Source organism: Colwellia sp. C2M11, assembly GCF_018860915.1.
Lineage (GTDB): Bacteria > Pseudomonadota > Gammaproteobacteria > Enterobacterales > Alteromonadaceae > Colwellia.
Genome location: NZ_JAHKQD010000015.1, coordinates 43,106 through 56,520, shown reverse-complemented (window position 1 = coordinate 56,520; position 13,415 = coordinate 43,106). Strand labels below are relative to the sequence as shown.

Sequence of the window (13,415 nt, the reverse complement as noted above, 5' to 3'; positions counted from 1 at the left end):
TTTAGGTTTGAAACATTCATCATTAATAGATAAATACTTATTGTCATCGCAGCTGCTAACGTTTGATAGTAAAGCGCAGGTACTCGATCTTGCCTGTGGTGAAGGGCGAAATGGTCTGCATGTACTTGAGAATGATATTAATGTTGTTTTTGCTGATATTAATGGTGAATCACTAAATCAGGTTGAACAGACCGTTAATCGTTTGCAGCTAAATACACAAAAGTTAGCGCAATATTGGCAGGTAGATTTTGAGCAAGATCATTTTGATCAAGTCCATTTTGATCAAGGTAACGATAAACCATTAAAGGCAGAAACCTTTGACGCTATTATGGTTTTTCGTTACTTACATCGTCCGCTGATGGCGCAGATTAAAGCTGCTGTAAAACCAGGGGGCATGATTATTTATGAGACCTTCACAGAAAAACAAGCAAAGTTAGGCAGGCCTAAAAATCCTAATTTTTTATTAAAGCCTAATGAACTGCTTGAATATTTTTCAGATTGGAAAATATTGTATAGTTTTGAAGGAGAGGTTTTTACCTCACAAGGTAGCCATGCGAAGCAAGCTATCGCACAAATTGTTGCTATTAAACCTGAATGATTTTAAAACTGGGCCGTAAGTGGAAGCTAGGTCTACAAATCGTCAGTAGTTTCTAGTTTAGGAAAAACTTGGTTTCTGCCTGCATCTTTAGCTTTATATAAGTGTTTATCTGCGCTATTGATCACTTCATCAATACTTTTCGTGCCATCGAATTGCTCAATACCCATACTCGAAGTTACCTTAATTGCTTTATCTTGATAAAAAGTCGTATGGTTTTGTATCTGACCTCGAATTTTTTCGGCCACAACATTGGCATTGGCAGCTGTTGTTTGTGGCAAAATAAATAAGAATTCTTCTCCGCCCCAGCGTGCAATAGAATCTTGTTCTCTCATATTAGACATAAATATCTTTGCTAGCGCTATTAAAATAGCATCACCAGCGTTATGCCCATATAGATCATTTACTTTTTTAAAATAATCTATATCGCATAAAATAATAGACAATGGATCTTCTTTACGTGATATACGAGCTTGTTCTTGTTGTAAAATAGCAAGGGCACCACGACGATTTGATAGCTGGGTTAGCGGGTCAAAATTAGCGAGTTGTTGATACTTTTCACTTAACCTTAATGCGCTTTTATATGAGCGTTCTCTAGAGTATTCATATAGTGCAGAGAGAGCTGTCACGGTTAAAAACGAGTATAACAAACGTAATTTAAATTCCATACTGTATGGCGCATGTGTCATAACATCTGTTGGTATAAACATTATAATACTGATAACGGCAACGAACATCGCAATATTGACTAAGCCGTATTTTAGACCTTGAATAAATAACGAGATAGGAGGAATGATAAATATCCATAATGGTCCTGTCTGTGCTACACCTCCAGTATAAACAAGGTAAAACATAAGAGAATAAAGCGAATATAGAACAATCGCAGAGCTAAATATCGAATTATTAAACTTTTTATAAACATAGTAGCCCATAAAAAATAGCAAACTTGAGCCAAATAAAGTTACAGCTAAGATATAAGTTTGGTTAAATAATGCGATAACCGCCATAGTGGCAAGGATTGACATGCCAACCAAAGAAAAGACAGCAACCACATGAGGCTGATATAATTCATCATCTGATTTGTTAGTTATTTTATGTGTTTTTTGCAAGATGTTGATCTTATTTTTAGCATATTAAGTATTGGTCAATAAAGAAGCATATCAGGTTTTTCGCAACATAATAACTATCTATTTCATTGAGTGTGGAATAAGTATAAGACTCAATTTATTATTAATAAGTTATGCCAAGTAGGTTTATTTTTATATATCACTGATTATTATATTTGATATAGATCAAATAAACCTTTTTTTTCGTTTTGTTAATCGTTAGACTACGCCTGTTTTTTTTCCTATTAAGGGTATCCTCACAATGTCACAGAATGAAGATTTTAAAGATAGTACAGGTTTCGGTTTAATTTCGTTAATTTTAGTAGCGTTTATTGCTTTCCCTCTACTGCCTATGCTTATGGGCTGGTTTACAATGTTACGTTAAATTGTAAAGATGAAAGTAGTCAAAAGGATTGACTACTTCAACCTAATTCCATCTTTCTCTATCGTTAATTTACCATTTTTCAGCAAATTACCCACTGTAGCCTTGAACGTTTTCTTACTTACCCCAAGCGTTCTTTGTATTAATTCTGGTGCACTTTTGTCGTGCAGTGGTAGAAAACCATTATTCTTTTGTAAAGCGTCAACAAGTTTATCTGCAAAGCTCTTTACTGTGTTTTTACTACCACGAGTTAGAATAAGATCTAAGCGACCATCTTCGCGAACTTGTTTGATGTAGCCATCTATTTTCTTACCAATACGTAATGGTTGAAAAATTTCATTGTCGTAAAGTAAGCCCCAATGTAAATCGTTTACTATGGCTTTGAAGCCTAGGTCAGTTTTTCCGCCTATAATTAATTTTACCTTGTCACCTTGTTGATATTCTGCGGGCCAAATATCAATAAATTTATCAAGTTTACTTGATGCAGCAACACGCTCTGTACGTTGGTCAAGAAAAATGCGTACTAAGTAATACTTTCCAACTTCCATTTCAGAATGTTGTTGATTATAAGGAACAAGTAGATCCTTCGGTAACCCCCAGTCCAAAAAGGCCCCCATTTTATTTACTTGTACTACTTTTAAGGATACGAACTCACCTACTTGACCAAGTACTTTTTCAGTGGTTGCTGAAATTCGCTCTGCCGAATCTAAGTAAATGAAAACCTTAATACTATTACCAATTTTACAATCACTTGGTACATGTCGGTTCGGAAGTAATATTTCACCTAAATCTCCACCGTCTAGGTAAACTCCGGTTGGCGTTACTGCAACAACAGTAAGTGTATTGTATTTTCCTATTTCAACATGAGGTGAGTTGCTAGGTTGTGCTGTTGAATCTGTCATTAAAAATGCCGTTATAAGTAGGGAAAATATTGATGAGTATAATAACCGATTCTCTTACGCATTAATAAATTATTTTGGTGGTAAATCTATTCATTTGGCAAACTGTTCCGCTGCAATTTTAGTGGCAATATATTCACTGTGTCTTAAATGAAGTAAATCAGCGATTTTTCGAATGATATGTTCTTCAATACTTGCTAATTCACCATCAGCATAGGCAACTTTCCATAATAATGACACAATTTCGATCCTATCATCTAAGGAGTAGTGTTGATTTAATTTAGACGTAAATTGATAAAAATCACTAGCATTTTCACTTAACTCAAAAGCTTGTTGTAAAACAGTACTGACTTCTTGGTCATTCAGGTTGAATTGTTTAGCTAAAATATTGCTAAGGGTATCCTGTTCACTTTCGGTAAAAACACTATCCGCACGCATTACCTCACAGAGTAGTACCGCAGAAGCAATCTCTATAGAAAGTTGACACTGAGTATTGTCAGCTTTGGAATCTAGTAAGTTATTGAAGAAGTCGGTTATTTTATTAAACATGATTAATCCTTTCGTACAAAAGTTGTTAATTTAACAGGTATTATTTGTGAAAAGTTAAAAAGTGGTGAAATAAGCCAATAAGTGACTTAATTATTTAGTGTATGATATTTTTATCTAAAAATCTCTTTTTAAATAAATATTGCAATATATTGATAAATAAGGGATAAGTATACAAAATTGGTGTTTTTGGTTTTTTTTTACAAATAGGCGTGTTTTTTGTAATAAACAGTAACATGTTTGATAAATTTCGTTATACCATATTCGTTATTGTTCATTCAGATAATCAGAGAATTGATATTCGTTTTCTGTATAAAAATAAAATTAGATTATTAAAGGGATAAAACAGTGGCTCGTAAAAAACAGATTATCATACCTATCGCCATTTTAGCTATTGGTATTGGTGCTTATATTGGTTTTTCTAGTATGAAAAAACCACCAGAAGAAAAAGCTGAAGTGGATAATACACCAATCGTTGAAGTTAAAAATATTACTGTCATGCCAATGACGATGAAAGTAAGCTCTTATGGCGTGGTAAAACCCAAATATGAAACAACGATTGTTGCGCAAGTAAGTGGTGAAGTTGTTGAACTAAGTGATACATTCGTTCGTGGTGGTTTGGTTAAAAAAGGTCAATTATTAGCTAGAATCGATCCTAATGATTATCATGCTGCGCTTATTGACGCTCAGGCAAATATGGCATCGGCACGTGCTGCATTAGAAACTGAAGTAGCACAAGGAAAGGTTGCTGAAAAAGAATGGCAACAGATAACGGATACCTCGCCTACTGAACTAAGCCTGCGCAAACCGCAGCTTGCACAAGAGTTAGCGAATGTTAAATCTGCTCAAGCAGCTATTTTACGTGCCGAGCGAAATTTACAACGTACTGAAATCAGAGCACCTTATGATGCTATGATTAATAGCCGAAGTATTGGCTTAGGCTCCTTTGTCGGTGTGGGCAGTGAAATAGGAATGTTATTAGGTACGGCTATTGCCGAAGTTCGCTTACCTGTTGCCGATAACCAGCTACAATATCTTATCGATCAAGGTTTACAATCAACGGTAAATTTATCCGGTACATTTGCTGGTGAAGAAATACAATGGCAAGCGAAAATAGTGAGAAGTGAAGGTGTTGTTGATGACAATAGTCGAATGACCTACCTAGTCGCCGAAATTCAAGATCCTTATTACCTTAATCATAGTAACAAAGAGCATGATCTGCCGTTACGTTTTGGCTCTTATGTGACAGCTAAAATTTTAGGTATAAATATTGAACATGCGAGTATTGTCCCTCAATATTTAGTCGTAAACGAGCAAGTTGCACTTTTAGATAGCGAGTCAAAACTTCATTACGCCGATGTTAATATTGTTCGTCAAGAAGGAGGGGATGTGGTTATCAATAAAGGGTTACTTGATGGTGATCAGTTGATCGTGTCTTCATTAGATTACCCTGTAGAAGGAATGAAATTATCATTAGTAACTGATATACAAGAAAAAACAAATGATAACAGTAGTACATCACCAGAAAAAATTGATGTTGTTAATAATGAAAACGAAGGGGAGTAATGATGAGTTCTCTTTCGGATAGTAGCGCAAAAACAGAGAAGAACCCCTCAAAAATTGATGAGTCTATTGATACTAATACCGGTATTATTGCTTGGTTTGCCCGTAATACTATAGCAGCTAACTTGTTAATGGTTTTTATTTTGATTGGTGGCTTTTTAACCATAAAAACTATTGACAAGCAAATGTTTCCACAAGTAAAAATCAACTGGGTTTCCTATGTTGCGCAATATCCTGGCGCAGCCCCGCAAGAGGTAGAGGAAGGTATTACCATTAAGATCGAGGAGGCACTGAAAACAGTGCAAGGTCTTAAACGTGTAATTACTTACTCTAACAGAAATTTTTCTAATGGTTTTTTTGAAGTAGAGCTCGATTACGATCCTCAAGTGGTACTCGAAGAAATTAAATCAGCGATTGATTCCATTTCAAGTTTCCCTGATGGCATGGAACGCATTAAAGTTGAAAGAGAAAAATTTCGCCAAGAGGTAATGTATCTTAGCTTGTATGGTGATTTAACGAATAGTGAATTAAAAGAACTAGGGCGTAAAATTCATCATGAAATTCAACAATTACCTAAAATAAATATTTCTGAAATCTATAGTGGCTTAGATTACGAAATTTCTGTTGAAGTCAGTAAGGACAAATTGAGAGAGTATGGTTTAAGTTTTGTCGATGTGGCCAATGCTGTACGTGGCTCATCTCGAAATATGTCTGCTGGGCAAATTCGTGCCGAAAATGGTTATATAAACCTTAGGGTCGAGAATCAAGCTTATCGTGGTCATGAGTTTGAACAAATCCCTGTTATTACGTTGGCTGATGGTACTAAAATATTATTAGGGGATGTTGCTACAGTGATTGATGGCTTTGAAGAAGGCATTCAATACTCTAAGTTTAATGGTAAGAATTCAGTTACCTTGTTTATTGGTGCTGCAGACAATCAAAGTATTACTGATGTTGCTCAGGTAATTAATAGTTATGTAAAGAGCAAAGACAGTGTTTTACCAAAAGGTGTGAAGTTAGAGACATGGGTTGATATGACCTACTACCTTGAAGGCCGTTTAAACATGATGTTAAGCAACATGGAAAGCGGCGCGGTATTAGTTTTTATTATGCTAGCTCTGTTCTTACGTGTACGTTTAGCATTCTGGGTGATGATGGGATTACCTGTGTGTTTTCTAGGTACGCTATTAGTGATGCCAATGGAGTTTGTTGGTGTCACTATTAATATTATTAGCCTGTTTGCTTTTATTCTTGTACTCGGGATAGTTGTAGATGATGCGATTGTCATGGGGGAAAGTGCGCATGATGAAATAGAAGAGCATGGACATTCAACCGAAAATGTTATTCGTGGTGTTAAGCGTGTCGCTATGCCCGCTACCTTTGGGGTGTTAACTACTATTGCCGTATTTGTACCTTTCCTTTTTGGTGAAGGGCCTTCTTCTGCATTTGGTAAAGCTATTGGTGCGGTTGTTATACTTTGTTTAATTTTTTCTCTTATTGAATCGAAACTCATTTTACCTGCGCATTTAGTTAAAATGAAAATAAAGACCTTTAACCCTAAAAATCCGCTAGATAGGCTTCGTCGTTGGATTGATATTAAATTAAAAGCTTTTATTGACACTATGTATCGACCAGCATTAACAATGTGTATTGAATATCGTTATGCGGTGTTAATGTTTTTTATTAGCTTAATGTTGTTAAGTGGTGGCTTATTTGGCGGTGGTTTTGTTCGATATATTGGTCAGCCTCAAATCCCACATGATTTTCCTAGTGTCAGTATTGAAATGAACGTAGATGCTGCTGAGAAATCTACATTGGAAGTATTGTTGAATATTGAACGTATTCTTTACGCCGTTGATGATGATATTCAAGCACAATATGGCAGTTCAATGATTGCTGATATGCAGGTTGATTTACGTAGCCGTACTAGTGGTAATGTGATGGTTAAGTTAGTTATTCCAAAAGAAAGGGCGATTAATACTTTTGAATTAGCGGATTTATGGCGAAAAGCTATTCCTGATTACCCTGGCGTTAAATCGTTATCTATCAATGATAATTTATTTGGCGGCGGTCGCGATGATGGTGACGTTGCTTTTAAATTAGAAAGTACTGACGATGCACAATTACTCGCAGCAGCAAACGACTTAAAGGTTAAACTTAATTCGTTAAAAGGTGTTGGTGATGTTAATGATTCTCGTCAAACCAGTGCTAAAGAAGTTCAGTTGGAACTTAAGCCATTAGCTTACAGTTTAGGGTTAACTTTAGCTGAGGTAGCATCACAAGTTAGCTATAGTTTTTATGGTCTTGAAGCACAACGTATTTTACGTAACAGTGAAGAGATAAAAGTGATGGTACGCTATCCACTTGAGCAACGTAGTAGTATTGGCCATGTTGATGATGTGATGATTCAAACGTCTAATGGTGCTGAATTACCATTATCTGAACTTGCTGAAATATCATTAACAGATGGCGTTACACTTATTCGTCGTGAGGGTGGTAATCGTACAATTAATGTTTGGGCAAGTGTTGATTCTGAGCAAGTTGAACCATTTGAAATAGCCAAAGATATTCGTGATAACTATATTCCTCAACTGTTAAGGCAGTATCCGAGTGTTCAAAGTGAATTGTCAGGTAGTATTCAGGAAGAAATGGATAGCGCAGGTGAGCAATTCAGAGACTTTATGATTTCGTTAATGGTTATTTTCTCTTTACTTGCCATTCCGCTAAAGTCCTACTCACAAGCGTGTATGATTATGGTGGTAATTCCTTTTGGTGTGATTGGTGCTGTATTTGGGCACTTTATATTAGGGATGGATTTAAGTGCATTATCCATTATGGGAATTTTAGCGGCATCAGGGGTTGTGGTGAATGATTCCTTGGTAATGGTTGATTATGTCAATAATGCGCGTAAACGTGGAGAGCGTTTAAAAGACGCTGTTATCCATGCAGGTACTAAGCGCTTTAGAGCAATAATGCTAACCTCATTAACCACTTTTATTGGTTTAGTGCCTATCATCTTTTTTGAAACCAGTGCTCAAGCGCAAATTGTTATCCCAATGGCAGTATCCTTGTCGTTTGGTGTGCTTTTTGCCACTGTAGTTACGTTAATCTTTATTCCAAGTTTATATGTGATTATTGAAGATTTACGTGGTGTTTTTAGTCGTAAAAAGAAACAAAAGTCAGTTAATAATCCGGTTACACAGGCTTAAACAAAGTCTCAACTAGTGTATATATTTTGCTACGTTGAGTTTTGTTAGCAAGTTTTAAAGTAAAGCCACTGCATTGTCAGTGGCTTTTTTGTTCTATACTCGTTAATCTTAGCGCATAGGATAAAATCTTAATTAATGATATCAAGCGTTAATTAAGCCACAGTGGCAAGAAGATTAAATCGAGTCGTATGCTTTCCAACTAAAAACATCTTTTGATGACAAATAACTATTTTACTATCGAGCGGTCAGTATGAATTTACAGAAAAAAGCAAAACTATTAAAAAAGGTTACTTTTGGGTGTGTATTAGCATTATGTACTCAAAGTGTATTTTCAACATTGGTTTATGCTCAAGAACCAACCGTGAAAGCTAAAAGCATTTTTCATCAAGATACTAGTTCAGGCTTATTAACGCTCAACACACCAGAATTACAAACCGCTTTGTTTAGTGATGATAAGGCGATAATCATTGCATTACCATTACCTAGTGGCGCACTCGTTAATTTTGAATTAACGCCTGAAAGTGTGATGTCTGAAGGGCTTGCTAAAAAATACCCTCATATTCGAACATTTTCGGGGGTAGCGGTTGATAATAGCAACAATACCGGTCGTTTTGATATTACATCCAATGGTTTTCATGGCATGTTTTATTATAATGGAGAACGGGTTTTTGTTGAGCCTGAAAATATTTATATTGAAGAAAAAGCAGCCCAGTCTTTAGCAAAAAGCCAATCATCAATAGTAACTTCAGAAAATGCTTCTCCTGTAAAGGTGCAACGCGTCTTTAATAGTGTAAATGCTAAATATACAAGTTACATTAAAGAAAATAGCCGAGTACAAGATAAAAAATTACTTACCTTTCATCAACCCAAAAATATTACGCAGTTATCTACCGCTTTAGAAAGCTTATCACGAAATAAAATGAGTAAAGAAGAAGGTGCTAACAACACTGAAAGTGTCTTAACAACATATCGTATCGCTATATCTGCAGCGGCAGAATATACAGAATTTAATGGTGGTACAGTTGATACTACTATGGCAGAGATAATCACTTTAGTTAACCGGTTAAATCAAATTTATCAGCATGATTTAGCGATAAAATTAGAGTTAGTCGAAAATAATGATTTGTTAGTTTTTACCGACGCAGAAACAGATCCCTTCAATAATAACAGTGATGATGGCGGGCTAAATACAGGTGTTATTAATAGTATTATTGGCAGTGATAATTATGATATAGGTCATGTGCTTAATACTGATGGTGGCGGTTTAGCTGTGCTTGGTGCTGTGTGCCACCCAATATATAAAGGTGATGGCGTTACTGGCGACTTAAATCCTACTAATGATGCTTTTTATATCGATTATGTTGCTCATGAGATAGGCCATCAATTTGGTGCTGAACACAGCTTCAATGGTACAGGAGGAGCTTGCTCTGGTAATCGTGTACAACGCTCAGCTTATGAAGTGGGTAGTGGCTCAACAATTATGTCTTATGCAGGGCTTTGTGATGATCAAAATCTACAGTCGCATTCTGATGCATTTTTTCATGCAAGATCAATCGATCAAATACATGCTTATTTAGAAAGTAGCGTTGGTGACAGCTGTGGTATTGCTTCTGTTGATAGCAATAATGTCGCTATTGTTGACGCCGGTTTGGATTATACTATTCCGGCACGAACACCATTTAAATTATCAGGTACCGCTACAGATGTTGATGGCGATGAGCTGAGTTATAGTTGGCAGCAATTTGATTTAGGGGAAAAAAGTGCTTCGCTTGCCGAGCAAGTGGACGATGGAACACGACCTTTATTTCGAGCTTTTCTACCAAACGAACATGCCACTCGATTCTTTCCACAATTATCAAACGTACTTACGGGCACTCATACTATCGGGGAATCATTACCCACCACAAATAGAGACCTTAACTTTCGTTTGATGGTTTTTGATCAAAATGGCGGTGTTAGTTATGATGAGACTACATTAACGGTTGTTGATTCAGGAGAAGCTTTTTCTCTTAATTCCCCATTAGCAGAAGATGTTTGGACAGAAAGTGATAATAATATAAGTTGGCAAGTTGCTCAGACTGATACCTTACCTATTAATTGTGCGGCTGTTGACGTTTTACTTTCAAAAAATAATGGAGAAAGTTTTGATATAACGCTAGCTAATAATATAAGTAATAACGGTAATGCTACGCTATCAATAGACAGTTTTTGTCCGAATGACATTAATACTGCTGAAGCTAGAATTAAGCTTGTTTGTAGTGATAATATTTTTTATGCCGTAAACCAAGGAGCCTTTAATATTAATAAGGCATTAGCTGCTAAGGATCTTGTAATTACTAGCCAACAAGCTATCTCGCTTGTTCAGGGAAACAGTATTGAGTTAACCAATGCATTATTTACTTATGCATGTGAAGCGGCAGATTCAATAACAATTCAAGCGGGTGATAATTATACTTTCCTAGGGCAAATGGTTACGCCAAACAGTGATTTTTCTGGCGAGCTTGTAGTGTCTGTTGTGATAAGTAAAGACAATGTCAGTAGTTCCGTACAGCTGGTTAATCTTACCGTTGAAGCAAAGACAGAGCCTACCTCAGAGCCTGAAGCAGGCAATGATAAATCATCTGGTAGTATGTCTTGGTTATTATTATTCACCTTTGCGTTACTATGGCGTCAAAAAAGGAGTTGTAGCAAATGAAATGGAGCATCCTAACGTTAGTCGTGGCCTTTTGTGCGAGTTGTACAAATCAAACTTTTGTTGATAGCACAGCCACAACTGACACTAATTTAGAAGAAACAATGCAAGAAAGTACACAGGAAAGTAATCAGACACCGGCAAGTATCTTGGAACATACTGATGAAGAAAAGCTAAACCAAGCACTGGCGTTAGCAATAGAAAATAAAGACTATCGGTTACAGACTACGTCAACAAGAAGTATCAATATTCCTGGCGTACACCCTAAAGATTATCAAGCAATGATTGCATTATGTGGAAAAAAATATAACTCTAATACGGGGGATGTTATTCGCTCTGAAGAGGAGCGATTAGCGCGTAAAAAAGAGCTCAATTTTATGCGCCAATATAACGAGAGAATGATAACTATATGTCAGGAAAAGAGCAGCCAATAGTCAATTAATTATTCATCAAAAGAAAATTCAATGTAGGCCTTACCCAGTTCGCCTCGTAGTGCGATAACGACGACAGGTCCTTTGGATTTATGATGAATGCTATGATTTTTTCCAGAAACAACAATAGGGGTTGCCATATCAAAATCAAAGCCCTTTTCACTAAGTAAACGTTTTGCGCCACCAGTAACCATATTAGTGATCTCACCCACTAAATCTGTTATTTCGTCATTTATCTCATCGGGTGCTTCGCCAACCATTCCCTTCATTGTTGCTAGTGCTAAAGGAGCATCAAATGTAATAGATAGAGAGCCTTTAGCTTCAGGACTGATCATACCTATTAACCCTGATACATCACCCATCGAGGTTTCATCTTTTTTCAATGTTGGCTTTTCTGGAATTAATTCCATATGTGCCATTGTTGACATTACATTAAGCATTGATGATAAAAATGGGTTAATAAACTCTACTCTCATGTAGCTTTCGCGCCTTTAGTTATTTGCAATAGCTTGATTTTGCACACTTCTGAAACAAATGTAAATCAAACTGGACTATTTATTTATATTAATCGATTATTCGAAAGTAAACATAGCCACTTTTGGCGATTTATGGTGATGTTAGATTAAATATTAGACTCGCTTAGCCTATACCTTATAAAGGTAAACTTGAACGATGCAAGCTCTTTATCGCCATTAAATTAAGAACTAACCTTAGCTCAAGTTTGTATTAAGTATTTAATTAGCCAAAACCATGATGATCATTTACATTAACTAAATGATAGCGTTGTCATTTGAGACAAACTTTACTTTAACTACTTTAGGATTTTGATTTATGACTCGATATCTTGCTCTTGATGCTTTTAGAGGTATTACGATTGCCTTAATGATTTTAGTTAACACGCCTGGTACTTGGGGACATGTTTATGCACCACTTTTACATGCAGATTGGCATGGTGCTACGCCAACAGATTTAGTGTTTCCATTTTTCTTGTTTATTATCGGCTCAGCGATGTTTTTCTCTTTTAAAAAAAGTGATTTTACTGCGAATTCAGAACAATTTTTAAAGATCCTTAAACGTGGCTTTATCATGTTCTTTATTGGTTTTATGCTAAATGTAATACCTTTTGATACGCCACTGGAAGATTTACGAATTATGGGGGTATTGCAACGGATTGGCATAGCATATGTGATAGCCGCCAGTTTAGTTTTATTGTTAAATCGTCGTGGTATTTTTATTATCTCAGGAGTTATTTTGCTTGCTTACTGGGGCTTATTGGTAAGCGTAGGAGAGGCAGGTTTAACGCTAGAGGGGAATATTATTCGACAGTTCGATTTAGCTATCTTAGGTGCCAATCATATGTATACGATGCGTGATGTTAGTTTTGACCCTGAAGGCCTGCTGAGTACTATTCCTGCAGTAGTGAATATGTTGCTAGGGTTTGAATTAACACGTTATTTAACCAGTATTAAAGAGAAAAAATCGAGTGTTATTAAACTTATTATTATTGGTAGTCTTGCGATAGGGCTTGGCGCTTTGTGGCATCTTGTACTGCCTATTAATAAACCATTATGGACGAGTTCATATGTAATATATACGACCGGATTTGCATGTCTTTTATTAGCCATATTTATTTGGTTAATTGATATAAAAGGTCATGAAAAACTAGTGTCGCCGTTACTTGTGTACGGCACAAATCCTTTGTTTGTTTATGTATTGTCATTTGTATTCGTAACGACTTATTTGATAATACCTGTAGGAGATAGTAGTTTGTATCGTTGGTTATATGAACAATATAAGCTTTTTGCTGAACCTACATTAGCGTCATTTTTGTTTGCATTGTCGCATGTGATTTTATTTTGGTTCGTGTCGTTGAAGCTTTATCAACATAAGATATTTATTAAAATATAAGTTTTGAATTAAGCCTTTGCTTTATCTGAAGTATTAAGGTTAGTATGATTTAAATAAAAGGGATAAAACGTTAGTAATATTATT

At 35.9% G+C, this 13,415-nt stretch carries 11 protein-coding genes; 7 read left to right on the top strand and 4 right to left on the bottom strand.

Translation table 11 applies throughout. The annotated features are described in order from the left end of the window. The first annotated feature begins 7 nt into the window (after positions 1 to 7). Positions 8 to 598 carry a class I SAM-dependent methyltransferase gene (locus tag KO509_RS04945; RefSeq protein WP_252727394.1) on the top strand — a complete coding sequence of 197 codons (591 nt, stop codon included), beginning with the start codon at positions 8 to 10 and terminating at the stop codon, positions 596 to 598. A gap of 32 nt (positions 599 to 630) precedes the next feature. On the opposite strand, the gene KO509_RS04940 is transcribed toward KO509_RS04945, so the two are convergent. Continuing rightward, on the bottom strand, positions 631 to 1,704 hold the full coding sequence (locus KO509_RS04940; RefSeq protein ID WP_252727393.1) for a diguanylate cyclase: 1,074 nt from the start codon (positions 1,702 to 1,704) through the stop codon (positions 631 to 633). A 259-nt stretch (positions 1,705 to 1,963) separates the two neighbouring features. Here KO509_RS04940 and KO509_RS18185 point away from each other — a divergent pair, with 259 nt between their 5' ends. Next, positions 1,964 to 2,086: a hypothetical protein gene (locus tag KO509_RS18185; protein ID WP_289847522.1), complete on the top strand. Its 123-nt coding sequence runs from the start codon at positions 1,964 to 1,966 to the stop codon at positions 2,084 to 2,086. Between the two features lie 32 nt (positions 2,087 to 2,118). On the opposite strand, the gene KO509_RS04935 is transcribed toward KO509_RS18185, so the two are convergent. Together KO509_RS04935 and KO509_RS04930 are read right to left on the bottom strand one after the other, a co-directional pair. Then, positions 2,119 to 2,985, bottom strand: a complete 867-nt coding sequence (locus tag KO509_RS04935) for a S1-like domain-containing RNA-binding protein (protein ID WP_215972176.1) — start codon at positions 2,983 to 2,985, stop codon at positions 2,119 to 2,121. Between the two features lie 90 nt (positions 2,986 to 3,075). Then, on the bottom strand, positions 3,076 to 3,531 hold the full coding sequence (locus KO509_RS04930) for a TerB family tellurite resistance protein (RefSeq protein WP_215972175.1): 456 nt from the start codon (positions 3,529 to 3,531) through the stop codon (positions 3,076 to 3,078). 345 nt (positions 3,532 to 3,876) lie between these two features. On the opposite strand from KO509_RS04930, the gene KO509_RS04925 reads away from it, so the two are divergent. The 4 genes from KO509_RS04925 (at position 3,877) to KO509_RS04910 (ending at position 11,426) form a co-directional block, all read left to right on the top strand. Beyond that, positions 3,877 to 5,094, top strand: a complete 1,218-nt coding sequence (locus KO509_RS04925) for an efflux RND transporter periplasmic adaptor subunit (RefSeq protein ID WP_215972174.1) — start codon at positions 3,877 to 3,879, stop codon at positions 5,092 to 5,094. Then, positions 5,094 to 8,300, top strand: a complete 3,207-nt coding sequence (locus KO509_RS04920) for an efflux RND transporter permease subunit (protein WP_215972173.1) — start codon at positions 5,094 to 5,096, stop codon at positions 8,298 to 8,300. The genes KO509_RS04925 and KO509_RS04920 overlap by 1 nt, the downstream gene beginning before the upstream one ends. 250 nt (positions 8,301 to 8,550) lie before the next feature. Next, complete coding sequence (locus KO509_RS04915) at positions 8,551 to 10,995, top strand: reprolysin-like metallopeptidase (protein WP_215972172.1); 2,445 nt, start codon at positions 8,551 to 8,553, stop codon at positions 10,993 to 10,995. Continuing rightward, the gene (locus KO509_RS04910) at positions 10,992 to 11,426 is read left to right on the top strand and encodes a hypothetical protein (RefSeq protein ID WP_215972171.1); all 435 of its coding nucleotides are present in this window, start codon (positions 10,992 to 10,994) and stop codon (positions 11,424 to 11,426) included. The genes KO509_RS04915 and KO509_RS04910 overlap by 4 nt, the downstream gene beginning before the upstream one ends. A gap of 8 nt (positions 11,427 to 11,434) precedes the next feature. On the opposite strand, the gene KO509_RS04905 is transcribed toward KO509_RS04910, so the two are convergent. After that, positions 11,435 to 11,899 carry a chemotaxis protein CheX gene (locus tag KO509_RS04905; protein WP_215972170.1) on the bottom strand — a complete coding sequence of 155 codons (465 nt, stop codon included), beginning with the start codon at positions 11,897 to 11,899 and terminating at the stop codon, positions 11,435 to 11,437. Between the two features lie 355 nt (positions 11,900 to 12,254). Between KO509_RS04905 and KO509_RS04900 the strand changes: the two genes are divergently transcribed. Then, positions 12,255 to 13,331 (top strand): heparan-alpha-glucosaminide N-acetyltransferase domain-containing protein, encoded by a 1,077-nt coding sequence (locus KO509_RS04900; RefSeq protein ID WP_215972169.1) that lies wholly within the window; start codon positions 12,255 to 12,257, stop codon positions 13,329 to 13,331. The last annotated feature ends 84 nt before the right edge of the window (positions 13,332 to 13,415 follow it).

Coding starts and splice junctions, on each gene's coding strand:
- KO509_RS04900 (WP_215972169.1), top strand. CDS start 12,255: ATGACTCGATATCTTGCTCTTGATGCTTTTAGAGGTATTACGATTGCC.
- KO509_RS04935 (WP_215972176.1), bottom strand. CDS start 2,985: ATGACAGATTCAACAGCACAACCTAGCAACTCACCTCATGTTGAAATA.
- KO509_RS04905 (WP_215972170.1), bottom strand. CDS start 11,899: ATGAGAGTAGAGTTTATTAACCCATTTTTATCATCAATGCTTAATGTA.
- KO509_RS18185 (WP_289847522.1), top strand. CDS start 1,964: ATGTCACAGAATGAAGATTTTAAAGATAGTACAGGTTTCGGTTTAATT.
- KO509_RS04910 (WP_215972171.1), top strand. CDS start 10,992: ATGAAATGGAGCATCCTAACGTTAGTCGTGGCCTTTTGTGCGAGTTGT.
- KO509_RS04930 (WP_215972175.1), bottom strand. CDS start 3,531: ATGTTTAATAAAATAACCGACTTCTTCAATAACTTACTAGATTCCAAA.
- KO509_RS04915 (WP_215972172.1), top strand. CDS start 8,551: ATGAATTTACAGAAAAAAGCAAAACTATTAAAAAAGGTTACTTTTGGG.
- KO509_RS04920 (WP_215972173.1), top strand. CDS start 5,094: ATGATGAGTTCTCTTTCGGATAGTAGCGCAAAAACAGAGAAGAACCCC.